Source organism: Dyadobacter psychrotolerans (assembly GCF_004349265.1).
In the GTDB taxonomy this organism is placed as follows: domain Bacteria; phylum Bacteroidota; class Bacteroidia; order Cytophagales; family Spirosomataceae; genus Dyadobacter; species Dyadobacter psychrotolerans.
Map to the genome: position 1 here is coordinate 193224 of NZ_SMFL01000007.1, position 23789 is coordinate 217012.

Sequence of the window (23789 nt, forward strand, 5' to 3'; positions counted from 1 at the left end):
GCAGTGAAAGTCCTTGCTTTGCATGATTAAAATATTAATATGGAAATTTTAGCTTACGTAGCGTCGGTACTTATTGGAATTTCACTGGGCCTGATCGGCGGGGGAGGGTCAATTTTGACTGTACCGGTACTGGTGTACTTATTTGGGATCTCGCCACTTTTGTCGACGTCTTATTCGTTATTTATCGTAGGTTCAACGAGTCTGATAGGTGCATTCAATAGTTATAAAAAGGGGGCTGTAAGTGTGCGGACCGCACTTTTATTTGGCGCATCCTCCATAACGACTGTGTTTGTGACAAGAAAGTTTCTGATCCCGTTGATTCCAAAACAGCTGTTTAAAATTGGCGATTTTCAGGTAACTGAGCCGATCTTAACGATGATCCTGTTTGCATTATTGATGATGGGAGCCTCTTTTGGCATGATCAGCAGCGAGGTACAGAAAACACAGCGCCCGGATAAAGCAGGCGATAACTATATCAGACTTTTTGTATTTGGTGTCGGAATCGGGTTGACGACAGGTCTTCTTGGTGCGGGTGGCGGTTTTTTATTGATCCCTACACTTGTCCTGCTTTTGGGGATGCCCATGAAAAAGGCAGTGGGTACCTCACTTCTGATCATTGCATTAAATTCCTTAATCGGCTTTGCAGGAGATATCGGGCATTTTGAAATTGACTGGCCGTTTCTTCTGAGAATCACTGGAATTGCCATCGCTGGCATCCTGTTTGGTGGCATGATAAGTAAGTATATCAATTCAGATCAGCTGAAAAAAGGGTTCGGATGGTTCATACTGGTGATGGGAATCTATATTATTACACATGAGATCATAGCGCTGTAACCGGCATTCAAATGAGAAAAATAAAAGATATGGTCTTTGTCAGCGTTCAACTTGTTTTGTTTGTACGCTTTTATGCCTTCTGTGCTGACATTTTCAGTGAACAGGGTTGGCGAAATTGCAGGAGGACTACTGGCGCTGGCAGGTCTGATTGTAATACTCATATCGGTATATCAGATCAGAAGTAGCCTGACCCCTTTTCCGTCTCCTGTAAAAAACGGGCAACTTATCACCTCCGGATTATACCGGTACATACGCCACCCGATTTATTCAGGGATCATTCTGGCCGCCGCCGGGTATGGACTTCATACCGCTGATACAATTAAAGTAATCATTGCCCTGTTTCTTTGGCTGCTTTTTTACTTTAAATCAAAATATGAAGAGAGAATGCTGATGGCTTTTTATGATGATTACAGCCGGTACAGCAGCGGTACCTACCGCTTTTTTCCATTTTTATAACCAATTTTAAAAAAACAAAAACAATATGTTAGAATTGTTAAGACAACCCTGGCCGTGGTATATCTCTGGCTTTGCCATCAGTCTGATCATGGCCATGCTTTTATACTTTGGAAAATCCTTTGGGTTTTCTTCTAATCTGAGAACGATCTGTTCCATTTCCGGAGCGGGACAGAAAGTCAAATTTTTTGATTTTAACTGGCGCAAAGAAATATGGAACCTGTTATTTTTAGTGGGGTCGGTTATCGGGGGCTACATTGTTTCCCAATGGTTAAGCACCCCCGATCCGATGCAATTGTCGGCCTCTACGATTAATGATCTGAAAGGGCTGGGGATACACTTTGATGGCGGACTTAATCCCTCCCAGCTCTTTGGCAAGGATTTCGCCACATCTCCAAAAGGATTTTTCATCCTATTGACCGGAGGCGCGCTCGTAGGTTTCGGCTCACGGTATGCCGGGGGCTGTACATCCGGACACGCCATCAGCGGGCTTTCCAATTTACAGGTTCCTTCCCTTGTTGCTGTGATTGGTTTTTTCATCGGAGGCCTCGTGATGACGTATTTTCTGTTCCCATTAATTTTCTAAGATTATGAAAGGTTTAAAATTTATTTTGACTGGTATTCTATTCGGGGTGATCATGGCCAAATCTGAGGCTGTTTCCTGGTACCGTATTCAGGAAATGTTCAGGTTCCAATCCTTTCAGATGTATGGGATCATTGGAACGGCAGTCGTACTAGGGGCCATTTTTGTATTTCTGATCAAAAAATTCAACATCAAAGATTTCAGTGGGGAACCGATAGAATTTAAGGATAAAGACAAAAACTGGTCGCGTTATTTGATTGGCGGATCGATATTCGGATTGGGCTGGGCGTTGACAGGGGCATGCCCGGGACCGATGTTTGTCAATCTGGGTTACGGTTATTGGCCGATGCTCATTGTTATTGCAGGAGCCCTTGGCGGAACTTATGCCTATGGAATTGTTAAAACATGGCTTCCACACTAAAAACAGCATAGTGAGATCTGGTTTTTATCGTATTATACTTAAAAAAATTTATATTGGCTTATGTGACATAAGTCACTGTTGAGCGATCAGACCGTTGGTAGATTTGGAGTATAAACTAATCCAACGACAATGAAAACGAACATGGGAGTATTTGACCGGGTTTTCCGCATACTGATTGCAGTCGCTATTTTGATTCTTTATTTCACCCATATCATTTCTGGTACCGTAGCGGTGGTTCTGCTGGTTGTGACCGGCATTTTTATCCTCACGAGCTTTATTGGTTTTTGCCCGTTATATAGAACATTCGGTCTTCACACCAACAAATCAAACGATTAATATGATGAAAAATCACTTTCAGATTTTGGTTGTTGGTGGTGGCAACGGGGGGATTTCAGTTGCAGCCCGGTTATTGAACCATGACAGTAAGCTCGATATCGGTATCATTGAACCGTCCGATAAACATTATTACCAGCCTGCGTGGACGCTTGTGGGTGGAGGCGCTTATGATATAAAAAAGACGGTCAGGGATCAGGCAGATTGCATTCCCGAAAAGGCGCATTGGATCAAAGACCGGGTTGTGACTTTTGAGCCGGACCAAAATGCACTTACCTGTGCGGACAGTGGTAGAATTACCTACGATTATCTGGTGGTAGCACCTGGTATTCAGCTGGACTGGGGCAAAATCAAGGGGCTCAGGGAGAATCTGGGTCAGTTTGGTGTATGCAGCAATTATACTTTTGCGTCTGCGCCCTATACCTGGCAGACATTACGCAGTATAAAGCGCCCGGTTAAGGCCATATTTACGGCACCCAATACACCGGTAAAATGCGGCGGAGCTCCGCAAAAAATTATGTACCTGGCTGCGGATTACCTTAAAAAACAGGGTCTTCTATCAAAGTCTGAGGTGCACTTTTATAGTGGCGGTGGCGTAATATTCGGTGTGAAAAAATACGCTGATGTGCTAAATCAGGTGGTGGCAAATTACGGAATACACACGCATTTTAATCACAACCTGACTGAAATAGACGGCCGCAACCAGATGGCTTTTTTTGAAACCAGGGATCAGGACGGAGAAATCCGGCAGGTGGTCCAGAAATTTGATATGCTCCATGTAACGCCGCCGCAATCAGCACCTGATTTCATAAAAAACAGTCCTTTGGCAGTTATTGGTAACCCTCTTGGCTGGGTTGACCTGGATAAGGATACTTTGCAGCACAATCGTTTCAGGAACGTTTTTGGTCTGGGGGATGCAGGCAGTACACCTAATTCCAAAACCGGCGCAGCCATTCGTAAGCAGGCACCCGTTCTGGTCAAAAACCTGCTTGCGCTGATGCAGGGACAAGCGTTGGGGCAGGTTTATACGGGGTATGGTTCTTGTCCGCTTGTTACCGGTTACGGAAAGCTGGTTCTGGCCGAATTCGACTATAATAACAATCCCATGGAAACCTTCCCTTTTAATCAGGCTAAGGAAAGACATAGTATGTGGCTTCTGAAGACCAAAGTGCTTCCATGGCTTTACTGGAATAAAATTTTAAAAGGAACAGCTTAATTGCAAAAAAGAGTATTTTATGAAGATCCAACAGTTTGAAGATAAATTTCTGGCGCATTACAGTTATGCCATTCTGAGCGAGTGTGAATCAAAAGTGGTATTGATCGATCCGGGGCGTAACCCGGAGCCGTATTATGATTTTGCAAAAGAGCATTATGCGGAGATTATCGCCGTTATTGAAACGCATTCCCATGCTGATTTTGTGAGCAGTCATCTGGAGATTGCTCAGACGACCGGTGCTGCCATTTATGCGAGTAAAAAAATCGAGGCTAAATATAAACTAACACCTTTTGACGAGGGGGATGTACTTGCGTTTGGGAAAATTATACTGAAAGCGATCAATACGCCGGGCCATTCGGATGATAGTATATCGGTTCTTTTAGAGCATGATGGTAAACCCAAATATTTGTTCAGCGGGGACACCCTGTTCATTGGAGATTGTGGCCGACCGGATCTGAGAGAGTCTGGCGGAAATATGGACGCGCAAAGAGAAAAGCTGGCGGCCAAAATGTATTATTCTCTCCGGGATAAACTGATGCTTTTGCCTGACGATGTGATCCTGTATCCGGCGCATGGAGCGGGCACTTTATGCGGAAAGGCTTTAAGTGATGCCGCCAGCAGCACGATGGGGGAGCAAAAGGCAGAAAACTGGTCACTTCAACCCATGAGCGAAGAGGCTTTTGTAAAGGAACTGACATCTGACCAGCCTTTTATCCCAGCCTATTTTCCTTTTGATGTTGAATTGAATAAAAAAGGGGCGTCCGGATTTGTTGATAGTACCGCTCAGGTAAAGGTTTCGGATTTAAAAACTGATCAGCTGGAAACTGGTATTTGGATTGTAGACAGCCGCAACCAGCAGGATTTTAAAAAGGGCCATCTGTCCGGATCGATCAATATCATGGATGCAGCCAAGTTTGAGACCTGGCTGGGAAGTGTGATTGGTCCCTCGGAGGAGTTTTACCTTGCTGCCCGGGATACAGAAACTCTGGAGAGGCTTATAGGGCGCTCAGCATCCATCGGATATGAAACCAGGATCAGGGAAGCTTTTGTATTAAAAAGTGGCGAACAGACCATGCAGCCTTTGGATCTGGAAGATTTTAAAGAAAACCAGGACCTGTATACGATTGTTGATATACGGAACGCGTCGGAAGTATCGGCGAATAAAATTTTCAGCAGTAGTATCCAGGTTCCGCTGGCTGATTTAAGAAGCAGGATTGACGAAATTCCTCTTGATAAACCCATCGCTGTGCACTGTGCAGGCGGATACCGGAGTGCGATAGGCAGTTCATTAATCGCTTCTTTAGTCGGAGCGCATATCCCCGTATTTGACATCGGTGAGCACATTAACGAATTTGATCAGCAGCCGGCAGCTCATTAACGGTAATATTTTTCAGGAATTTTTTCTGAAAAAAACTATTTTGATTCACTAAAACCCGATCGTTTGCGTTAATAAGATTAAAGCAAACGGTCGGGCGGTGTAATCAGATACTTTTTCGTCTTGCATTATTAATCTTTTCAGTGAAACAATACGACAAAAAATATGAGATAAAGGGATGCAAGCCTGTCAGGGCGGTTATCTTTCTGTTTTTTGCTTTGTTTTTGTTGTCTAACTGTCAGGTTAAGAAAACGCTGAGTACTGCGCTTTTAAATCATTCGGGCGCAGGGCACACATCGGAAAGAATTGATAAGGGGTTGCCGGTTTCAGTAAAACTTTTAGAAAACGAGCCGTGTGCTTGTCAAAAAGGCTCAGCGTATTCCGATCCGGATCTACATATGGTATCAGCGACTGTCACGCTGCCATCCGCTTCACTTTTTTTACTTTCCTATTTACCATTTCTGCTGATTTTTGACGGATTTTCAGGTGACTCCCATGTCCCTTTGACAAATCTGTTTAAAGTTTTACCTGCCGCAAGCGGCAGTCCTATCTACATCAAAAACAGATACCTTCTGATTTGAGCCTTTTTGTTTTTTCTGATTTTAATACGCATGTCCGGGTTGTCTAAGCCCGTGCCTGTTGTCGTTACATTTTAAACAGATTAAATATGATAAGGCATAAGCTTTGTCTGTCAGGCCTTTTACTGGTGCTTGTCAGTTCTTCTTTGCATGCACAAACCGGTCTGAGACTCTCCGAAATCTGGGACATGACTCTTTCGGACTACCCTGGGATCGATTTGAAAGAGGCGCAGTTGGAAGAGTCCCGGGTTGTAAAGCAGCTTACCAGAAATAATAATTTTTTGCCCTCCGTGCAATTGCAGCTCCAGAATTCTATGGGAAGCTACCAGAGCAGCAGCGGCTCCTTTTTTCCATTGCCGGGCGTGATCAACACCAATGGCAGGGCTTCCACGCTGCCCGGACAACCTGAGGCAGCTTTCAATACCTTCGGTTCGGTAGTGGCCGACTGGAAGTTTTTTGAATTCGGCAGAAAAACTTTGGCCACGAAGGCCGCGGATCAGGGGGGTGAGCGTGCAACAAGCGATCTGAATGCGCAGCAGCTGAAACTCAGAGCCCGGTCTACACAGCTGTATCTGAATATACTAAACAGTAAAGTTAATTTGATCTGGGCCTTGGAAAACGCAGCACGGACAAAGCAGATTTTTGAATTGTCAGCAAGTTTATCAGCAGCCGGCTTAAAACCGGGGGCGGATAGTTCTCTGGCGCTTTCATCGTATCAGCAGACACTTTCTGCTCAGGAGCAGTGGACGGCAAAGCTTGGATCGGATCTAACGGAGCTGACAGCGCTTGCGCAGAAAGCCGATACTGCGCAGGGGCTGGCTTATGGACCCTACTTAAATGCTGCGACTTTCAGAGATGACCAGGTTCAAATTAGCGCGAATCATCCGTATTTGCAGGTGCTGGAAAGTACTGTCGAATATGGCCAGACCCAGGCAGCACTAGCGGGTCGCCAGGCATTTCCAACGGTTTCAGCAATTGGAGGGCTTGCCCTTAGAGGCAGTGGCATTGGGCCAGACGGGCTAGTCGACAACCGCCTGGCGGCAGGCTATAACAACGGGTCTGCGAATTATCTGGTGGGTCTTGCCGTAACTTTTAATATTACTGGCGCCTTTAACAGCAGTCTTGAAAGGGAACGTATAGCGCAGAAAGTCAGGGCTGATCAGGCAAGTTATGACATGCAGAAACTGGATCTGGAAACAAATCTGAGCTCGGTAACCAAACGTATCGCAGGGCAAAAGAAGCAGATTGTCAACGTTACGGCAGCGGTCAAAAATGCCCGGCTTGCTTACGATCTGTATATGTCAAGATACGAAAGCGGACTGATCAGCCTGACAGAACTGTTACAGATTCAGTCGATTTTACAACAGGCTGAAAAAACCAATATCGATGCCCATCAGCAGTTATGGGAACAGATCCTGATAGAATCAGAGGCAACCGGAGATTTTTCCTATCTGCAAAACCAATTTAATTAGATACTATGAACCTTATAAGGCTTGCTTTGCGAAGACCTTTATCAATAATGGTAGCTGTTATTGGTATTGCCTATTTTTCCTTCACTGCGATAAGAAAGATCAACGTGGATATTTTCCCGAGCGTGCAACTTCCGGTGATATACATTGCTATGCCCTATGGAGGGCTGTCACCAGCCTACATGGATGGCTTTATGGCTAACGAGTTTCAGAAAGTCCTGATTTTTGTCAGCGGTGTAAAAGATATTGACTTTAAAAGTATTCAGGGTTTTACGCTCATGAAGCTCACTTTTTATCCGGGCACGGATATGGCCCAGGCCTCCGGTGAGGTTTCCACGCAGGTATCCAGGGCGATGGGGTTTCTGCCGCCGGGCGCGGTCCCTCCCCAGGTGGTGCGTTTTGATGGCAGCTCAATCCCGATCGGACAGCTGGTTTTTGAAAGTCCGCAAAGATCGATCACGGAACTTCAAACGATGGCTCTGACCAAGATCAGGCCTATGTTTGTTTCCATTCCGGGCGTAACTGCCCCCGCGCCATTCGGAGGAAATATCAGAACGATGGTCGTCAAGGTCAATGCGGATCTTATGCAGTCTTATGGTCTTTCTGCCGAAGAGGTGACAACAGCTATTGCAAAGAATAATTTTCCGGCGCCGGCAGGAAATATCCGGATTGGGAAACAGAATCTGATGAGCCCGCTCAACTCGATTGCCAACGATCCGCAGGAATTTTTAGATATTCCAATCCGTAAGGGCTCAGGCACCAACGTGTATGTCAAAGATATTGCCAGCGTAGAAGATGCAGCCGACATCACGACGGGTTATGCCATTATCAATGAAAAGCGTTCAGTGTATTTGCCTGTGATCAAAAAAGCAGATGCGTCTACGCTGAAAGTGGTGGAAAACCTGAAAGCGGCCATACCCATGCTCAAAGCGGCATTGCCGGAAGATGTAGACATTCGTTACGTTTTTGACCAGTCGGGTTATATCGAGCGTTCGCTTGAAAATCTGATCCATGAAGGCATACTCGGGGCGCTGCTGACCGGACTGATGGTATTTCTTTTTCTGGGTGATTCCCGCGGCTCGCTGATCGTTGTGATGACCATACCGATTGCAATCCTTTCGGCTGTGATCATGCTTTACATGCTCGGGCAGACCATTAATGTGATGACACTGAGCGGACTTGCGCTGGCTATCGGAATACTGGTAGATGAAGCTACGGTAACCATTGAAAATATTCACCAGCATTTTGAAATGCACAAACCTAAGAAAAGGGCAATTCTTGATGCACTGCTGGAAATATCGGTTCCAAAGCTTCTGATCCTTTTATGTATCCTGGCGGTTCTGATCCCTTCTTTTATGATGAGCGGCATTCCAAAGGATATGTTCATGCCGCTGTCGCTTGCAGTGGCTTTTGCAATGATTGCATCCTTTGTGGCTTCTCAAACCTTTGTGCCGATCATGGCAAACTGGCTAATGAAACCGGAAAATTTAAAAAGCCATAAAAAGGTAAGAGGAGCCAAGCGGGCACGGTTTGACTCTTTTAAGACCCACTATTTATCGCTGACCCGGCGCTTGCAAAAAAGACCAACAGCGGTTATTATGGTTTATGCAATTCTGGTTAGCATTATGGTGACAGGATCTTTTTTGACTGTCGGTACTGATATTTTGCCAGCCAGTAATAGCGGCGATATCCAGCTGCGGATTGTGGCTCCCGAAGGCAGCAGGCTTGAAAATACGGAAACTTACCTGAAAAAAGTAACCAGCACCATTAAGAATGAGCTTCCCGAAAATGCCATTAAAATCAGTTCTGCCTTCGTAGGACTTCAACCTTCAGCCACAGCCATTAATCCGATCTTCCTGTTTACAAGCGGGTCGCATGAGGCCGTTTTACAGCTTTCCATCGATCAAAATATTTTTAAAGAGCCCATTGCCGGCTTGAAGGAAAAAATCAGAAATCAGGTAAAAAAACAGTTGCCCGAGCTAAAAATTAATTTTGAGCCCATGGAACTGGTCGAAAAGATCATGAGCCAGGGGGCGATGACACCGATACAGATCAAAGTGGCGGCTGGGCAGTTGAAAGTAGCAAATCAGTATGCGATGAAACTGAAACGTGAGATGGATGGCATTCCTTTTTTGCGGGATGTGCGCATTGCTGAACCGGTCAACTATCCGAGTGTAAAAATCAACGTGAACAGACAGCTTGCAGCGCAGTTTGGTCTTACCATGGAAGATGTATCCCGGGCGCTGGCGGTTGCTACATCATCAACCCGCTTTACAAATAAAAACCTTTGGGTCGATCCCAAATCCGGTCTTGTTTTCCAGGTCCAGGTGCAGATTCCCGAATCGGATATGGACTCGTTGGACAAACTTCGGTCATTACCTCTTAAAGCAGGTGAGCCGCGTCCGGTGCTGGAAGATGTCGCCAGTCTGGAAATGGTAAAGCAAGCAGGGCAGGTGAACCGTCAGGGAGCCAACCGGTATGTGACGATCCTGGCCAATACAGATCACAAAGATCTGGGGGGAGCTTCCGTAGCGGTCAGAAAAGTGCTGGCGGACGCTGGCGATGCACCCCGTGGCGTGATCGTTTCTACCGAAGGGCTTATGCAGCTGCTGGATGAGACGATGTCAGGACTTCAAACGGGTCTGGTGGTCTCGGTCGTTGTTATTTTCCTGATGCTTACGGCCTATTATCAGTCCTTTAAAATCTCCGCGCTGATCCTTGCGGTGGTGCCGGCGGTGATTGGCGGAAGTATTCTGATGCTTCTTTTATTTGGTAGCACCCTCAATCTGCAATCTTACATGGGCATTATTATGTCGGTGGGTGTGTCGGTTTCCAATGCGGTCCTTTTGATCAACCAGGCCGAATATAACAGATTGACCCTGGGTATGCAGGCCCGGCAGGCAGGACTTGCTGCAGCTTCTTCCCGTTTGAGGCCTATTGTGATGACCACACTGGCCATGATTGCCGGTATGGTGCCAATGGCTTCCGGCATGGGAGAAGGTGGCGAGCAGGTAGCCCCGTTGGGACAGGCTGTTATAGGTGGTCTGCTTCTATCAACACTTACCGTGCTTCTGGTGATGCCGCACCTGTTTACGAGTGTGATGCGCAAAGCTGGCAGGGATAGTCCATCGCTGGACCCGGATGATGTGGATGCCCAATTAATTGAACTTACTAAATGAACCAATCAAAATGATGCATATAAATAAAAATTCACTGGTTCTTTTTCTGGGCGCGCTGCTCAGCATGGGTATAAATGGCTGTGGCAGTGAACCAGAAACCGAAAATCAGGCTAAACCAGAAGTGAAAGGTCCTGCGATGGTACAGGTTATCACGCCCATAGAAGACCAGCCCGACTACAAGCTGACGCTACCCGGCGAGCTCAAACCGTATGAACAGGTGAGTTTATTTCCAAAAATAAAAGGGTTTGTTAAAACTATTTCGGTGGATCGCGGAAGTCTTGTCAGAAAGGGCCAGGTGCTGGCTGTTTTGGAAGCACCCGAAGTTTCACAGCGCTTTCAGTCCGCCAGATCGGACCAGCAGAAGTTTTACGAAGAATATCAGCTGAGCCGTCAGACGTATGAAAGGATTTTGAAGGCTACCCAAAAAGACGGATCCGTAGCCGCCATTGAGCTGGACAGGACCAAGAGCAAATTAAGAAGCGACAGTGCTGCCTATCAGTCAGCTATATCAAATGCACGGTCTTTTGGTCAATTGGAACAATACTTAAAGATCATCTCGCCGTTTGATGGGGTCGTTGTGGAAAGGAATGTATCGGTTGGAGCGCTTGTGGGTGAAAATAATACCATGCCGCTACTGGTGATTGCCCAGAACAAAAAGTTAAGGTTAACCGTAGCGATCCCCGAAAAACACGCGCAGTCACTTGGTGAAAATACCCGGGTCGATTTCACTGTTTCCAATCGTCCGGGAAAAATATTCCATTCGGTTTTATCCCGGAAAAGCCAGGTTTTGGAGCAGCAGAACCGCTCAGTGACAGCAGAGTTTGATGTTGAGAATCAAGATGGATCGCTCGATGGCGGAGAATATGCGCAGGTGACCATGACCCTGTGGCGGCCCGATTCAACCTTATGGGTTCCTGCCAGCAGTGTAGTACATGCGCAGTCGGGTACCTTTGTGCTTGTTGTTGAAAACGACAGCGTAAAAAAAGTAGATGTTTCTGAAGGGACCCGGAAAGATTCACTTCAGGAAGTTTTCGGGTCATTGACTAATAAAGATAAGGTTGTCAAAAACGGGAGTGAAGAGCTGCTGAACAACGGGAAAGTTAAAGTCAATTAATGTACCTTTTCAAACAAATCTATATTATGAAAAAGAAATGGTTTTCAGTATCCAATATCATTACGGCAGTGATGGTAGTATTTTTAGCTGCCATGGTCATAAGCCCTGAGGTAAAGGGATGGACAATCCAGACGCTGATGAAGGTAGGCCTGTTCCAGCCCAAAATCGATAAACAGCCCGGTGAAGCTTCGGCGGAAGCTTTACCGAATGTTTACTTCCGGAAGGGCGATGGTAAAACGGTTGATCTGGCCTCCCTGAAAGGAAAAGTTATATTTATTAATTTCTGGGCTACCTGGTGCCCACCCTGTATCGCCGAAATGCCCTCGATCAATGTTTTGTATGGCAAATTCAAGGATAACGAAAATGTTGTGTTTTTAATGGTCGATGTGGATGGGAATTATCAGAAGTCGGACAGTTTTATGAAAAAGCACCATTACGACTTAGAAGTGATAAGCCCGGCCGGTGAAATCCCGCCTGTATTTATGCAGGCGGCTGTTCCCACCACGGTGATCCTGGACAAAGAAGGGAAAATGGTTTACCGGCAGGAAGGAGCAGCGGATTATAACAGTCCTGAGCTGGTGGATATGATCAGTAAGTTGGCTTTTTAGTGTTCTGTGACAAAAGTCGCCTTTTTTCATAGCTGATTGGATGAAATTTGAAAAGCCAGTTCGGCACGATTGATTCCCATAATATCTTAGATAAATTGTAGATTATGAATAATTTACGAAAAAGTAAATCGCCGGTCGCCCATAAGATAAACCGCACGCTGATCATATCTTTTTTAGGTAGTTCCGTTTTCATTCTGATGTTTCCGGCCGTTATTAGTTCAGGTAAGTCTGGGGGCAATCAGCTGAAAGCGCACACGCTGACAAGGCAGCAAACGCCTGCTATTCATCAGACATCCGATACCAACGACATGAAATTGATCCTATATGGTAAAGATCTGATCGCCAACACATCCAAGTATTTGGGCCCAAAGGGCAGCGTCATGCACATTTCGAATGGGATGAACTGCCAGAATTGTCATCTGGATGCAGGGACAAGGCCAATGGGCAATAACTATTCGGCCGTTTACTCAACTTATCCCAAGTACCGGGCTAGATCCGCAAGTAAGGAGACAATCGTGAAGCGGATATCGGACTGCTTTGAAAGAAGCCTGAACGGAAAAAAGCCTGATAGCTCAGGTAGGGAAATGAAGGCCATGGTGGCTTATATGAAATGGGTAGGGAGGGGCGTACCGAAAGGGCGTGCTCCCAAAGGTGCCGGAATGACTAAACTTGCTTATCTTGACCGGGCGGCCAACCCGAATACGGGTAGCATGCTTTATCAGGAAAAGTGTGCGGTTTGCCATGGGGTAAAAGGGCAAGGCATCATCAATCCGGATGGAAAGTCTTTTATCTATCCGCCTCTTTGGGGCGCCAGCAGTTACAACGATGGGGCAGGGCTATATAGAATTTCAACCTTTGCTGGTTTTGTGAAGGACAATATGCCGTTTGGTGCAAGTCATGAAAATCCCATTCTGACTGATGAGCAGGCCTGGGATTTGGCGGCATTTGTAAACGCTCAGCCCCGGCCCCATAAAGATCAGGCGATGGACTGGATGAATATTTCTCAGAAACCAATAGATTTTCCATTTGGGCCTTACGCAGATGAATTCTCAGAAAAGCAGCATAAATATGGTCCATTCAAGCCCATTGCAGCAGTCAAAACAATTAAATAACTAATATTTCAATCTAAAATTATTCAAAAATGAAAAAGATCGCATCCGTTTTATTTGCAGCCTCCTTACTAATTTCAGTTGGCGTCCATGCTCAGATTAAGGCCGTAAACCCAGCAGAATTTCATGGGGCTGTCGCTGATAAAAAGTTGTACAAAGTCGTTTACCAGCTCAATAGTGACGATGACAAAGTTATTAAAGCCACGATGAAAAACATGATGAACGCACTGGAGGATCCACGACTGAAAGGGAAACTGGAAGCAGAGCTTGTTGTCCATGGAGGAGGCGTGGCTGTCTTCAAAAAAGAGGGTCCTTATGAAGCGCAGTTAAAGGCATTGCAGGCGAAAGGGGTTATTCTGGCAGAATGCGAAAATACGCTTAGAGAGCGCAAAATCAACAGAGATGAGCTCTTTGATTTCATATCCTTTGTTCCCAGCGGTAATGGGGAGCTAATTATTCGTCAACAGCAGGGATGGGCAATGGTGCATCCTTAGAACCCACCAGGTTTTGTAAAATAAAGGGCAGTAGATTCTCAGATTCTCGCAACTTTCGAGTCTGAGGGAGGCAATAACGAATTGTTTTATGGTCGGTGACATTTGTCACCAATCAAGCCCTTTGAATATCCGAGATTTGTACATGCTGATGCTGGCAGTAATCATTGCCTGGCACGGTTGACATTTTATAACATTAGATCAAATGGAAAATCTCGAAAAGGAATCACGTATGCCTCGTATTGGCGATCAGGCACCAGATTTTGAATCCATTACCACCACTGGTAAATTAACATTTTCTGACTACAACAAAGGTAGCTGGGTGATCTTGTTCTCGCATCCGGCAGACTTCACTCCGGTTTGTACCACAGAGATGACAGGGTTTGCCAAAGAGAAGGATTTTTTTGCGGAGCACAATACCAAATTGATGGGGTTGAGTATTGATAGCATTCATTCCCACATTGCGTGGGTAAATGCAGTTTACGATAAAACCGGAGTTTTATTTGAATTTCCTATCATCGCTGATCTGGATATGAAAGTTGCAAAGCTGTATGGGATGCTGCAGCCTGGTGAAAGCGAAACGGCAGCTGTGCGCGCGGTCTTTATTATTGATCCATTGGGGAAAGTAAGACTGATCATGTATTACCCTTTGAACGTAGGCAGAAATATGGAAGAAATCAAACGATCGCTGCTTGCTCTTCAGACTTCTGATGAATACAAGGTCGCAATGCCGCTCGACTGGAAACCTGGTGAAAAGGTAATTATCGGCGCGCCAAAAACGGTTGAGTCACTTTTGGAAAGAAAGTCATCTGATTTAGAGATGGTAGACTGGTATTTGGCGGTCAAATCCATCTAACCGGAGAGGTAGATTAATTGATAATCCAAGGCTGTGGTTAATTCTAATGATGAAATGCAGCAAAAAGCATTGATCGCAGCCTTGAATATTTTACAGATATTTTGAAAGCAATTGAAATTTCTGTCCATAGGTTATTATCTGTAATAGAAAAGTATGAATCAGTTTTGGGATGAACGGTACGGTAGTGACGAATATATCTACGGAACAATGCCAAATTTATGGTTTAAGCAGAATTTGGGCATATTGAGGCCCGGAAGTTTGCTTTTGCCTGCCGAAGGTGAGGGTAGAAATGCTGTATTTGCAGCGACGCAAGGTTGGAATGTCACCGCGTTTGATACCAGTGAGGTTGCCAAAAAGAAAGCACTGCTGTTGGCTGGCAATAAAAAAGTATCAATAGATTATAGAGTAGGGGTTCTCGAAGATGTTGTCCCCAGGAATGAAAGATACGATTGTATTGCTTTGATCTATGCCCATTTACCCTCGCGGGAATGGTCTTTGTTTGCAGAATATTTGATCACCCTGCTGAATCCCGGGGGTAAAATTATCTTTGAAGGATTCTCCAAACAACAGCTCGAATATCAGGAGCGCTATCAGTCCGGCGGTCCGAAGGATATTGATTTTCTTTTTTCAAAGGAAGAGATTGAGTCCGGTTTTAAAGAACTGACCATTACCTACCTACGGCAAGAAGAGATCGTTCTGAAGGAAGGTAATTATCACCAAGGTAAAGCGTCTGTGATCAGGATGTTGGCAGCAATCTAACCAGACGATCTTGTAAACTGTTAGAAAAAAAATGAAAAATCCGAACACAAAAAATCACTGGGAAAAAGTTTATGAAACTAAAAACCCAGATCAGGTAAGTTGGACGCAGCAAATTCCTAGAACTTCGCTAGACTTCATTTCTTCTTTTGGTCTGAAAAAAGATGTTAAAATCATTGACGTTGGTGGTGGCGACAGCAAACTGGTGGACTACTTGCTTGACGAAGGTTTTGAACACGTAACCGTTTTGGATATTTCCGAAAAAGCACTTGAAAAAGCCAGATTTCGTCTGGGCGATAAGGCCGAAAAAGTTAATTGGGTGGTTAGTGATATAACAGAATTTGAACCAGACACCACGTTTGACATTTGGCACGACAGAGCAACATTTCATTTTTTGACCACAGCTGAACAAGTTTCAAGATATATGGAAACAGCCAGGAAATCTGTAAATGGATTTATGACAATCGGCACTTTTTCTGAAAATGGACCCGCAAAGTGTAGCGGACTTAACATTAAGCAATACACTGAACAAACTTTGACAAACGAACTTAAAAATGGTTTTGACAAAATTCGTTGCGTAAAGGAAGATCATACAACGCCATTCAACACGACACAAAATTTTCTGTTTTGTAGTTTTAAAAGACAGGTAAATTAGAAGGTTAAGTGGACAGGAGCAAATTGGGTAAGAGCCGTGTGCTGATAAATTGAATTAAGTGCGAAGCTCACAGCAAAATTTTAATCAAGTCAGTTGCAATAGTGAAAGTCTGGCCGCGATTTGGTTGATGTTCCGTATTTTGAAATAATGCAAAGGTAAGACAGCCGAAGTGATAAGCTTCATTTATAAATCTATAATTTTAGCATGATTATTGTAGTCCTTATACGGACCGGTCGGTAATGTTTTACATTGTCATGATACTGATCAAAGACGCAACTATGCATAAGGATAAGAAGTTGTTTTATTGCCAGGGGCATCAGTTTCTATGCCGGAACCAATGATAGAAAATATAACCATCGATGAATTTCTGGATTTAACCGGTGTTATAGCCCTGGTTGATCTCCGGACACCTGCTGAATTTGCCCATGGCCATATTCCAGGAGCCTTCAATATACCTTTGTTCAGTAATGAAGAAAGGGTTTTGGTAGGCACAACTTACAAGCAGGTCGGCAGGGAGCAAGCCATTTTGCTGGGTTTCGACCTGACAGGACCGAAATGGTCGGATTTTATCAGGCAGGCATTGGTGATAGCACCTGGTAAGAAAATTGCAGTTCATTGCTGGCGGGGAGGAATGCGCAGCGGGACGATGGCCTGGGCACTGAATCTTTACGGTTTCAAGGTATATTTAATTGAAGGCGGTTATAAAAGTTACCGTAGATGGGCCCACCGTTTGTTTGCAAAGCGTCGGTTGGTCCGGATACTCGGTGGCATGACAGGATCTGGAAAAACGAAGTTACTGCATGAGCTCCGAAAAATGGGAGAACAGGTAATAGACCTTGAAGATCTTGCCCGGCATCAGGGTTCTTCCTATGGAACGATGAATAGCATGATCCAGCCGTCCCAGGAACAATTTGAAAATAATCTGGCAGAACAATTAAATGATCTGAATCTGTCCCGCCCGACGTGGATAGAAGATGAAAATCTGAATATAGGTAAATTATCAATTCCAAGACCATTTTGGGAGCAGATGAAAAATGCCACTCTGATTAACCTTGAGATTGCGCCGGATCAGCGTGTCCGTGAGTTGGTGGTCGATTATGGAGAGCTGGATAAGGATTTTCTGGTAATCTGCACCGAGCGGATCCGCAAACGGCTGGGGCCGGTACAGACGACACAGGCGGTAGCAGCGATCAGAGAAAACCGGATGGCTGATTTTATTCGGCTGGTATTGGTATATTACGATAAAACCTACCGGAGCAGTTTGCAGAAAAGAGATGTAAACCGGCTTTTTACACTAGAGCTGGCTGGTGAAGACAAATCAGAAAATGCAAAAAGGATTCTTAATTTCGCCAGTTCGATTGCTGAAACGCGGCAGGAATTATAATTTATGGAGACGATAGACATACAGTTGACGCAGTATTCCCACGGTGCAGGATGCGGATGTAAAATAAGCCCGGCCATTTTAGATAAAATTTTGCATAGCCCGATCTTACATCAGGCAGATCCGCGGCTTTTGGTGGGGAATGACAAGCGGGATGACGCCGCCGTACTGGATCTTGGTAACGGCACGGCACTCATTTCGACAACGGATTTTTTTATGCCAATCGTGGATGATGCCTATGACTTTGGTCGCATCGCATCAGCGAATGCGATCAGTGATGTGTATGCAATGGGTGGCAAGCCGGTATTGGCGATAGCGATCCTGGGATGGCCTATTAACAAACTTCCTGCCGAAGTAGCCCAAAAAGTGCTCGAAGGTTCCCGGGCGGTGTGCGCAGAAGCGGGTATTACGCTGGCAGGAGGCCACAGCATCGATTGTCCTGAGCCAGTTTTTGGACTGGCGGTAAGCGGGATGGTGGATATAAAATCACTCAAACAAAATTCCACAGCAACAGCAGGTTGCCGTTTATACCTGACCAAACCATTAGGCGTAGGGATTTTATCGACAGCACAGAAACGAGGGATTCTGCTGGAAGAGGATGCGGTAATTGCGTTAAAAAGCATGGTAACGCTCAATAAACTTGGTGAGGTATTCGGCCGGATGGAGGCGGTAAAGGCGGTGACTGATGTGACCGGGTTTGGTCTGCTGGGACATTTGTCAGAGATGTGTGAAGGTAGCGGATTATCAGCAGTAATTGAATTTAACAAAGTGCCGGTTATTAAATCTTTATCATACTATATTGAACAAGATTGTTTTCCTGGCGGTACTCAAAGGAACTGGGAGAGTTATGGTCATAAAGTTGGAGACTTAACGGATTATCAAAAATACATCCTCGCTGATCCACAGACTAGTGGCGGTTTGTTAGTCGCTGTTTGTAATGAAAAAGCAGCAGATTTTGAGAAGGAACTCGACTTGTTGGGTCACGAATTAACTTGCTTCGGCTACTTAAGATCGCCAGATAGTGGACCCATTATTACAATAGTTTAGCCATCATATTATTATCCTCGAAGTCTTTTTTGATTTAACAATTAACAAACAAAACAATGGTACTTAGAAAAACATCATCGATCATTCTGGGATTTCTTTTCATGGCATTGTCATGGATGACAACGCTGGCGCAAACCACTGCCGAGCCTTGGACAGATTCAGAGCTGAAACCTACCAAGGAACTTGCTGACCAGATTAATGCCAGTGGAAAAAAGAAACCGCTGATCATTAATGTTGGGCCGCAGGCCGTTATTCCTGGCTCATTGGATGCAGGGCCCGGAAGTGAAAAGGATAATATCAAAAAACTGGAAAAGATTCTTTCGGCCCAGGATAAAAACCGGGAGGTTGTTATTTACTGTGGTTGCTGCCCGTTTGCTAAATGTCCCAATGTCAGACCTGCATTTAAAGTTGTTAAAGAACAGGGCTTCACGCAGGCCAGATTGTTGAATATCCCGAAAAATATAAAAACGGACTGGATCGATAAGAATTATCCGGTCCAATAAAAGGATTTTGAAATGCGTAATATTAAATTATTTATTGGTTTAGCAGGCTTGCTTTTTTTACTGAATCAGGAAAGATCATTGGCTCAAAAACCAATAGAAGTAGGGGGGCTGGCACCCGAAATCGAGCTGTCCACGCCCGGTGGTAAAATGGTATCTCTTTCGTCCCTGAGGGGTAATTTGGTATTGATCGATTTTTGGGCATCGTGGTGTGCCCCATGTGTTCAAGAGCAACCTGAGCTTAAAAAGTTATATGCGAAATACCATCGCCCATCTCAAACGGGTGTTAATCTGGATATTTATGCAGTTTCTCTGGATAGTAAAAAAGATGCCTGGGAGAGGGCTATTAAAAAACTGGACTTGCCATGGACACAGGTAAGCGATCTGAAATTCTGGACATCTCCAGTCGCCAAAACTTATCAGCTTGAAGGAATACCTTTCAACTTGTTGGTGGACCAAAAAGGATATATCATTGCCCTGAACCTTCACGGCGAACAGCTGGACCAGTTTTTAAGCAAAAGGGTTGGTAAGTAATTCGGCTATCATACAAACAGACCTTTTACTGTTCGTTTTCGAACTAGCAAATCCTTACTTGGGCAGGCTTCGGAAGATGAACTCTAACATATGCTAATATCAATTCGTGCTGTTCTTATTTCTAATAACCTTTCCATTTATTTCATAGGAAAGCAGATTCAATTTTCCAGCCTGGCTTCGCACCAGTTTGCGTATTCTTAATCTACTGTCCGTAATAAGTTCTTCGGTGCTTAATATATTTTCACCTTCAATTGCCATACGCCACAAGCTCCCCCGGAACAATCCTGCTATGATCAGATTACCATTCCATATCGGAGAATTCAGAGCCATTGATCACCCAATTCGGAAGTTGATGACAGGTAGTTTCGATCGGAGTTGACCAGTTTAAGTAAATTATTGATAATAATTTAGCGTATAGTTAGTAATACTCAGGTGATGGTCAATCTGCTGCCACGGAATCATATTTTCAACGCGTCCGAATTCTTCAATCCGGACCGGGAATGAAAGTTCTTTGATCCAGATTCATTGTGTGAAAGACATAAAGTCGGAGATTTTATACAAAGGGCTCAAAGCGCTAGGCGTTCGGTTACACCATGTACGATAGATTTCACCAACTTTCTTGTTTAGCGTGAACAGCTCCTTTGTTTTATATATTTCTTTTTAGTTTATGACATGTAGGATTTTATAATTTATAGAAAAGCCTTTTCATTTATTTATCATCAATCCCGTATCGGGTAATGTCGCAACAGTCCTACCGCGCATTCCCTCGTTGACCAGGCGGGCCAGAAAGTTAGCAAAAGGTTCTATGTTCTGTTCTACGCTGGCTTTTTCCAGCGACTGCATATATTCGTCGCGACTTTCCACAGGTATTACGGTCCACAGATATCCTCCCGAAGCAAGCATAGTATTCATCAGGAATCGCCCTATACGTCCATTGCCATCCATATATGGGTGAATAAATACAAATATGAAATGTCCTAATACCGCTCTGACTGATGCTTCAGGTTCTTCTTGCATAAGCTCGAACAGTACTGGCATAGCATCTCTCATGGCATCAACATTGAGCGGGACATGTTTGGAATTGCCGATATAAACCTGATGGTTCCTGTATCCGGCAAGGTCTGCTGGCTTTAAGAGACCTGCCGTTACACTAGGATCAAACAATTCCCTATACCATTTCGAGTGATCTATATCTGCTTGCATTCCCGCATTTTTTCCTTGCAAAATGGCTTTGATACTCTCCTTCACAGATTGAAAAGCCTGGTAGTATCCTCTGGCCGCCATTGCGTCGCGTTGTTTGCGGTCTTTTTCATTTTCGTTGGCATCCCACGCTCCTGAACTTACCTTAGCAATCAGTTCGGGCGTTACGCGGTAGCGTTCAATGGATAGTGAATGATAGGCATCAGTTATATAGATATCATCTATATTTTTCAAATACACCTGGTGGTTATCAGGAATTCCGGGTGAAGCTGGAAAGCTTGCGATAATAACCTGACGCATCTGGACCCACATCAGGCGTATTCGGTTAGCATATGGTGAGCGTTCACGAACAGACAGTTTCAGGTCTAGTTTGCTCTCAAAGGGATCTTCTTCACGGATATCATAATCGGCTTTCTTAAAAGTATCAACAATCTGGTCGGCAGTTTTATCCCTGCTGATATTCCTGAAAGCACCTGCCAGACGTCCGGCTAATGTGGTATGCCCATTTTCCAAAAGAATGGGTAATAATTCTGAAGCATCTCTTATTAAAGACAGCGTTGTGCGAGCATCAATGGCATTACGCGTATATATTGTTGGAGAACTATAAATTAGTGCTGCCTGGAGGGTATACATGCGGAGGCCGTTCACGGTTACCATAAGTTGTCCCTGCTGCGGCAGTTCGCCCCGAATGTTAAATAGCGATGTTTTGTGCGGTAGTGGTGTGGGATTGTTATTCCCTTGAGGGGATCGTACAAGCAATTGTTGGGGAACCACATGATTGCCTGCATGGAGCAGCAGGGACTGATCGGCAGACAATGACCAGTTATTGCCGTACCTGCGTTCAAGAAACACCGCAACAAAATCCCAGTAGGAGCTATACCAGGCAGTGGTTTCTCCATCCTTTTCTTCGGGATTAATAGCAATGTACCAGCCTTTCGTTACTTCCCGGATAAATCCATTTTTGGAAAGTATTTCCCGATACTTCCTATTGGGCATATCATCAGTATGTATGCCTACAATTCCTTTTTGCTGCAAATCGTGCAGGAATTGAAGGGCCTCTACAAATCTTTCGCGTGGTGTTGCCATACCAGTTTAATCAGGGGTGTGGTTAATTTATTGAATTGTGGTGTGCTAGTATTATTAAATTGAGATGTGACAAATATATTAAACAATGTTGTGATATTTTTATTAAACTGTGTCGTGTTGATATTATTAAACCGTGTTGTGTTGATCTTATTAAACCTCGACACGTCACTGCTGAATAGATTCGAGATCTTGATTACGAGTTTAAGAATGGGATCTCACCATACACTAAATCGCCTGGTTTAATGTATAATTAGATCGGACTTCAACATGTAGTATTGATGCTAACCTTAAATAGGCCGAATTTTAACGTTAGCATTATATAACTGACGTCAAAGAAATGCGAGCTGCAATAGCTAACATTAAAAAAGACGAATTTTAATGTTAGCTATCTAGTCGCTCCTTAGGAAGCCAATTTAACTGTACTATTTTTTAGATGACACCAATACAGGAATGACTGCAAGAGCTTCTCTTTAAGCTTTTGCATCATTTTTTTGAAGTTCCAACCTGCTGCGGCAAGCATGGCATTTATTTTGGGCGATTTCTCTCCATGAAGGTAGTTCTGGGCCATTCGGTGATCTGTTTTTAAGTGAGAAATAACAGGTTCTATTGCCGCTCGCCTTCTGAATTTTCTGCGTTTCTTTTGCTTCTGATATGCACTATCTCTTTTTAACGGCTTGGAAGGAGTTGAAATTTTTACACCCATAATTTGAGATTGGCCTTTTCCTCCCCGATCATAAACGATTTCTCCCGGCAAGTATCCTTGCAGATCTTGCATTTGTTCTAACAACGGCTGTATTGTTTTGCTGTCATGAGGGTTGCCTTCGAAAGCATCTATCGCCTTGACCACCAATGTCTTGGAGTTGATAACCAAGCCCACCTTATTACCGAATTCATACTGTTTATGCGCTTTTCCTTTGGCAATACAGGCAGTAAAGGGCTTGTGCAGACTATAGACCTTTTTGCTACCACCACGGGTCTGTGCCAAAACCTGTTCGTACAAGCCGAGTTCTTTATCCAATAATTTATCAAGGTCACTCCCTAGTTTTGCTCGTAACTCCCGCAACTGTCTACCAGCCAGGGTCTTCAATTTTCGCATAGCCTTTTGGGCCTTTTTTCTCCTTTTAGGATGTTTAGCGTTGTAGGTCTCCCGTACCAATTGCTTGGAGGTACGCCGGTATGTTTGCCGTTGAGCCACCCCCAACTTCTTGGCTATCCCATTACACCTATCAATAATTTTCTTTGCCAGCTTGGCATCAGTCGGAAATGTAGTGTTGTTTTCCTGAACAGTAGTGTCCGATATTTCCATTTTGCCCGGATCTTGTTTGCCATGGATATTGACCGAATGTTTGAATATCAGGGAAACACCTTCTTCACCAATGCGCTTGCGAAAATGCACGAAATCGCTTGGATCACAAGGAAAACGATGATGAAAATGGGCTTGTCAGCAGAAATACTGCATATAAGGATTCATCACCCAGGCGTGGGCAAGTGTCTCATCGCCAAGATTATAGATCCGTTTTAAAAGCAAACAGCCCACCATAAAACGAATTGGTAGGGCTGGTTGACCTGTGTTGGAATAAAAGCCGGCAAATGATTTGTCAAAATAAGCCCAGTCTATTTTATTGGCAAGCAAGACCAGCTCATGTTTAACATCAATAAAATCTATCAGCAAGGGCTGGAACAAATCGCGTTGCGTTTGACGGGGAGATTTTCCTATCATTTTCTGCAAGGTTTATACCTAAAGATACACATTTGCTTGCAGTTTTTATGCTCTATTATTAAATTTTTTACGATTTTATTAACTGACAATCAAATGGTTGTAGTGAAGTTAAGGAGCGACTATCTAGGGTGATAGGATTAAATGCTTACAGAATATGGATGTTGGAATTACATTCAATGTCATGACCTGCGAAGTCCTTTATCATAAATAATATTCTTTGTCTCGATCCATCAGGTATGGTCTATTTATCCTCTGATAGGTATGAGAAATCTGTGCAGGAGCCATTGGATT

Annotated in this window: 24 protein-coding genes and 1 pseudogene; 21 read left to right on the forward strand and 4 right to left on the reverse strand. The window is 44.4% G+C overall.

The genetic code is table 11. The features are described 5' to 3' along the window. Window positions 1-39: 39 nt before the first annotated feature. The 21 genes from E0F88_RS19780 to E0F88_RS19880 all read left to right on the forward strand — a co-directional run bounded on the left by E0F88_RS19780 (window position 40) and on the right by E0F88_RS19880 (window position 19492). Window positions 40-834 carry a sulfite exporter TauE/SafE family protein gene (locus E0F88_RS19780; RefSeq protein WP_131960011.1) on the forward strand — a complete coding sequence of 265 codons (795 nt, stop codon included), beginning with the start codon at window positions 40-42 and terminating at the stop codon, window positions 832-834. A 36-nt stretch (window positions 835-870) separates the two neighbouring features. Next, the gene (locus tag E0F88_RS19785) at window positions 871-1290 is read left to right on the forward strand and encodes a methyltransferase family protein (protein ID WP_165940114.1); all 420 of its coding nucleotides are present in this window, start codon (window positions 871-873) and stop codon (window positions 1288-1290) included. Between the two features lie 25 nt (window positions 1291-1315). After that, window positions 1316-1873 carry a YeeE/YedE family protein gene (locus E0F88_RS19790; RefSeq protein WP_131960013.1) on the forward strand — a complete coding sequence of 186 codons (558 nt, stop codon included), beginning with the start codon at window positions 1316-1318 and terminating at the stop codon, window positions 1871-1873. A gap of 4 nt (window positions 1874-1877) precedes the next feature. Beyond that, window positions 1878-2291 carry a DUF6691 family protein gene (locus E0F88_RS19795; RefSeq protein WP_131960014.1) on the forward strand — a complete coding sequence of 138 codons (414 nt, stop codon included), beginning with the start codon at window positions 1878-1880 and terminating at the stop codon, window positions 2289-2291. Between the two features lie 129 nt (window positions 2292-2420). Further along, window positions 2421-2627, forward strand: a complete 207-nt coding sequence (locus E0F88_RS19800; RefSeq protein ID WP_131960015.1) for a YgaP family membrane protein — start codon at window positions 2421-2423, stop codon at window positions 2625-2627. A gap of 1 nt (window position 2628) precedes the next feature. Continuing rightward, on the forward strand, window positions 2629-3840 hold the full coding sequence (locus E0F88_RS19805) for an NAD(P)/FAD-dependent oxidoreductase (protein ID WP_310589727.1): 1212 nt from the start codon (window positions 2629-2631) through the stop codon (window positions 3838-3840). 19 nt (window positions 3841-3859) lie between these two features. Beyond that, window positions 3860-5218, forward strand: coding sequence for an MBL fold metallo-hydrolase (locus tag E0F88_RS19810; protein ID WP_131960016.1), 1359 nt, complete (start codon window positions 3860-3862; stop codon window positions 5216-5218). A 140-nt stretch (window positions 5219-5358) separates the two neighbouring features. Beyond that, window positions 5359-5796, forward strand: coding sequence for a hypothetical protein (locus tag E0F88_RS19815; protein ID WP_131960017.1), 438 nt, complete (start codon window positions 5359-5361; stop codon window positions 5794-5796). A gap of 86 nt (window positions 5797-5882) precedes the next feature. Then, a complete protein-coding gene (locus E0F88_RS19820) occupies window positions 5883-7265 on the forward strand; it encodes a TolC family protein (RefSeq protein WP_131960018.1) in 1383 nt (460 codons plus the stop codon). A 5-nt stretch (window positions 7266-7270) separates the two neighbouring features. Next, window positions 7271-10441, forward strand: a complete 3171-nt coding sequence (locus tag E0F88_RS19825; protein ID WP_131960019.1) for an efflux RND transporter permease subunit — start codon at window positions 7271-7273, stop codon at window positions 10439-10441. A 10-nt stretch (window positions 10442-10451) separates the two neighbouring features. After that, window positions 10452-11555, forward strand: coding sequence for an efflux RND transporter periplasmic adaptor subunit (locus tag E0F88_RS19830; protein WP_131960020.1), 1104 nt, complete (start codon window positions 10452-10454; stop codon window positions 11553-11555). A 26-nt stretch (window positions 11556-11581) separates the two neighbouring features. Further along, complete coding sequence (locus E0F88_RS19835) at window positions 11582-12163, forward strand: TlpA family protein disulfide reductase (RefSeq protein WP_220466350.1); 582 nt, start codon at window positions 11582-11584, stop codon at window positions 12161-12163. A gap of 104 nt (window positions 12164-12267) precedes the next feature. Beyond that, a complete protein-coding gene (locus E0F88_RS19840) occupies window positions 12268-13275 on the forward strand; it encodes a c-type cytochrome (protein WP_229213835.1) in 1008 nt (335 codons plus the stop codon). Window positions 13276-13304: 29 nt separating this feature from the next. Next, window positions 13305-13766 carry a DsrE family protein gene (locus E0F88_RS19845; RefSeq protein ID WP_131960021.1) on the forward strand — a complete coding sequence of 154 codons (462 nt, stop codon included), beginning with the start codon at window positions 13305-13307 and terminating at the stop codon, window positions 13764-13766. A gap of 202 nt (window positions 13767-13968) precedes the next feature. Beyond that, window positions 13969-14619, forward strand: a complete 651-nt coding sequence (locus E0F88_RS19850) for a peroxiredoxin (protein ID WP_165940115.1) — start codon at window positions 13969-13971, stop codon at window positions 14617-14619. A gap of 153 nt (window positions 14620-14772) precedes the next feature. Continuing rightward, entirely contained in the window at window positions 14773-15378 is a 606-nt protein-coding gene (locus E0F88_RS19855; RefSeq protein WP_131960022.1) for a class I SAM-dependent methyltransferase, read from the forward strand. A gap of 31 nt (window positions 15379-15409) precedes the next feature. Next, window positions 15410-16030: a class I SAM-dependent methyltransferase gene (locus E0F88_RS19860; RefSeq protein WP_131960023.1), complete on the forward strand. Its 621-nt coding sequence runs from the start codon at window positions 15410-15412 to the stop codon at window positions 16028-16030. Window positions 16031-16367: 337 nt separating this feature from the next. Next, complete coding sequence (gene mnmH, locus E0F88_RS19865) at window positions 16368-17414, forward strand: tRNA 2-selenouridine(34) synthase MnmH (protein WP_131960024.1); 1047 nt, start codon at window positions 16368-16370, stop codon at window positions 17412-17414. Between the two features lie 3 nt (window positions 17415-17417). Continuing rightward, on the forward strand, window positions 17418-18458 hold the full coding sequence (selD, locus tag E0F88_RS19870; RefSeq protein ID WP_131960025.1) for a selenide, water dikinase SelD: 1041 nt from the start codon (window positions 17418-17420) through the stop codon (window positions 18456-18458). Window positions 18459-18514: 56 nt separating this feature from the next. Further along, window positions 18515-18961, forward strand: coding sequence for a rhodanese-like domain-containing protein (locus tag E0F88_RS19875; RefSeq protein ID WP_131960026.1), 447 nt, complete (start codon window positions 18515-18517; stop codon window positions 18959-18961). 12 nt (window positions 18962-18973) lie between these two features. Then, window positions 18974-19492 carry a TlpA family protein disulfide reductase gene (locus E0F88_RS19880; RefSeq protein WP_131960027.1) on the forward strand — a complete coding sequence of 173 codons (519 nt, stop codon included), beginning with the start codon at window positions 18974-18976 and terminating at the stop codon, window positions 19490-19492. Window positions 19493-19591: 99 nt separating this feature from the next. Here E0F88_RS19880 and E0F88_RS19885 read toward each other — a convergent pair whose 3' ends face one another. The 4 genes and pseudogenes from E0F88_RS19885 to E0F88_RS34065 all read right to left on the reverse strand — a co-directional run bounded on the left by E0F88_RS19885 (window position 19592) and on the right by E0F88_RS34065 (window position 23498). After that, window positions 19592-19822 (reverse strand): PQQ-dependent sugar dehydrogenase, encoded by a 231-nt coding sequence (locus E0F88_RS19885; RefSeq protein ID WP_131960028.1) that lies wholly within the window; start codon window positions 19820-19822, stop codon window positions 19592-19594. A gap of 375 nt (window positions 19823-20197) precedes the next feature. After that, window positions 20198-21778 (reverse strand): Fic family protein, encoded by a 1581-nt coding sequence (locus tag E0F88_RS19890; protein ID WP_131960029.1) that lies wholly within the window; start codon window positions 21776-21778, stop codon window positions 20198-20200. A gap of 400 nt (window positions 21779-22178) precedes the next feature. Beyond that, window positions 22179-23204, reverse strand: a pseudogene (locus E0F88_RS19895) (IS5 family transposase); the annotation flags it as partial. A gap of 15 nt (window positions 23205-23219) precedes the next feature. After that, the gene (locus E0F88_RS34065) at window positions 23220-23498 is read right to left on the reverse strand and encodes a transposase (RefSeq protein WP_220466357.1); all 279 of its coding nucleotides are present in this window, start codon (window positions 23496-23498) and stop codon (window positions 23220-23222) included. Window positions 23499-23789: the final 291 nt, after the last annotated feature.

What these genes read in the sequence shown, in the direction of transcription:
- selD (WP_131960025.1), top strand. Translation starts at nt 17,418, where the DNA reads ATGGAGACGATAGACATACAGTTGACGCAGTATTCCCACGGTGCAGGA.
- E0F88_RS19875 (WP_131960026.1), top strand. Translation starts at nt 18,515, where the DNA reads ATGGTACTTAGAAAAACATCATCGATCATTCTGGGATTTCTTTTCATG.
- E0F88_RS19880 (WP_131960027.1), top strand. Translation starts at nt 18,974, where the DNA reads ATGCGTAATATTAAATTATTTATTGGTTTAGCAGGCTTGCTTTTTTTA.
- mnmH (WP_131960024.1), top strand. Translation starts at nt 16,368, where the DNA reads ATGATAGAAAATATAACCATCGATGAATTTCTGGATTTAACCGGTGTT.
- E0F88_RS19835 (WP_220466350.1), top strand. Translation starts at nt 11,582, where the DNA reads ATGAAAAAGAAATGGTTTTCAGTATCCAATATCATTACGGCAGTGATG.
- E0F88_RS19860 (WP_131960023.1), top strand. Translation starts at nt 15,410, where the DNA reads ATGAAAAATCCGAACACAAAAAATCACTGGGAAAAAGTTTATGAAACT.
- E0F88_RS19805 (WP_310589727.1), top strand. Translation starts at nt 2,629, where the DNA reads ATGATGAAAAATCACTTTCAGATTTTGGTTGTTGGTGGTGGCAACGGG.
- E0F88_RS19845 (WP_131960021.1), top strand. Translation starts at nt 13,305, where the DNA reads ATGAAAAAGATCGCATCCGTTTTATTTGCAGCCTCCTTACTAATTTCA.
- E0F88_RS19855 (WP_131960022.1), top strand. Translation starts at nt 14,773, where the DNA reads ATGAATCAGTTTTGGGATGAACGGTACGGTAGTGACGAATATATCTAC.
- E0F88_RS19820 (WP_131960018.1), top strand. Translation starts at nt 5,883, where the DNA reads ATGATAAGGCATAAGCTTTGTCTGTCAGGCCTTTTACTGGTGCTTGTC.
- E0F88_RS19830 (WP_131960020.1), top strand. Translation starts at nt 10,452, where the DNA reads ATGATGCATATAAATAAAAATTCACTGGTTCTTTTTCTGGGCGCGCTG.
- E0F88_RS19840 (WP_229213835.1), top strand. Translation starts at nt 12,268, where the DNA reads ATGAATAATTTACGAAAAAGTAAATCGCCGGTCGCCCATAAGATAAAC.
- E0F88_RS34065 (WP_220466357.1), bottom strand. Translation starts at nt 23,498, where the DNA reads ATGATAGGAAAATCTCCCCGTCAAACGCAACGCGATTTGTTCCAGCCC.
- E0F88_RS19885 (WP_131960028.1), bottom strand. Translation starts at nt 19,822, where the DNA reads ATGGCTCTGAATTCTCCGATATGGAATGGTAATCTGATCATAGCAGGA.
- E0F88_RS19790 (WP_131960013.1), top strand. Translation starts at nt 1,316, where the DNA reads ATGTTAGAATTGTTAAGACAACCCTGGCCGTGGTATATCTCTGGCTTT.
- E0F88_RS19780 (WP_131960011.1), top strand. Translation starts at nt 40, where the DNA reads ATGGAAATTTTAGCTTACGTAGCGTCGGTACTTATTGGAATTTCACTG.
- E0F88_RS19850 (WP_165940115.1), top strand. Translation starts at nt 13,969, where the DNA reads ATGGAAAATCTCGAAAAGGAATCACGTATGCCTCGTATTGGCGATCAG.
- E0F88_RS19825 (WP_131960019.1), top strand. Translation starts at nt 7,271, where the DNA reads ATGAACCTTATAAGGCTTGCTTTGCGAAGACCTTTATCAATAATGGTA.
- E0F88_RS19800 (WP_131960015.1), top strand. Translation starts at nt 2,421, where the DNA reads ATGAAAACGAACATGGGAGTATTTGACCGGGTTTTCCGCATACTGATT.
- E0F88_RS19810 (WP_131960016.1), top strand. Translation starts at nt 3,860, where the DNA reads ATGAAGATCCAACAGTTTGAAGATAAATTTCTGGCGCATTACAGTTAT.
- E0F88_RS19890 (WP_131960029.1), bottom strand. Translation starts at nt 21,778, where the DNA reads ATGGCAACACCACGCGAAAGATTTGTAGAGGCCCTTCAATTCCTGCAC.
- E0F88_RS19795 (WP_131960014.1), top strand. Translation starts at nt 1,878, where the DNA reads ATGAAAGGTTTAAAATTTATTTTGACTGGTATTCTATTCGGGGTGATC.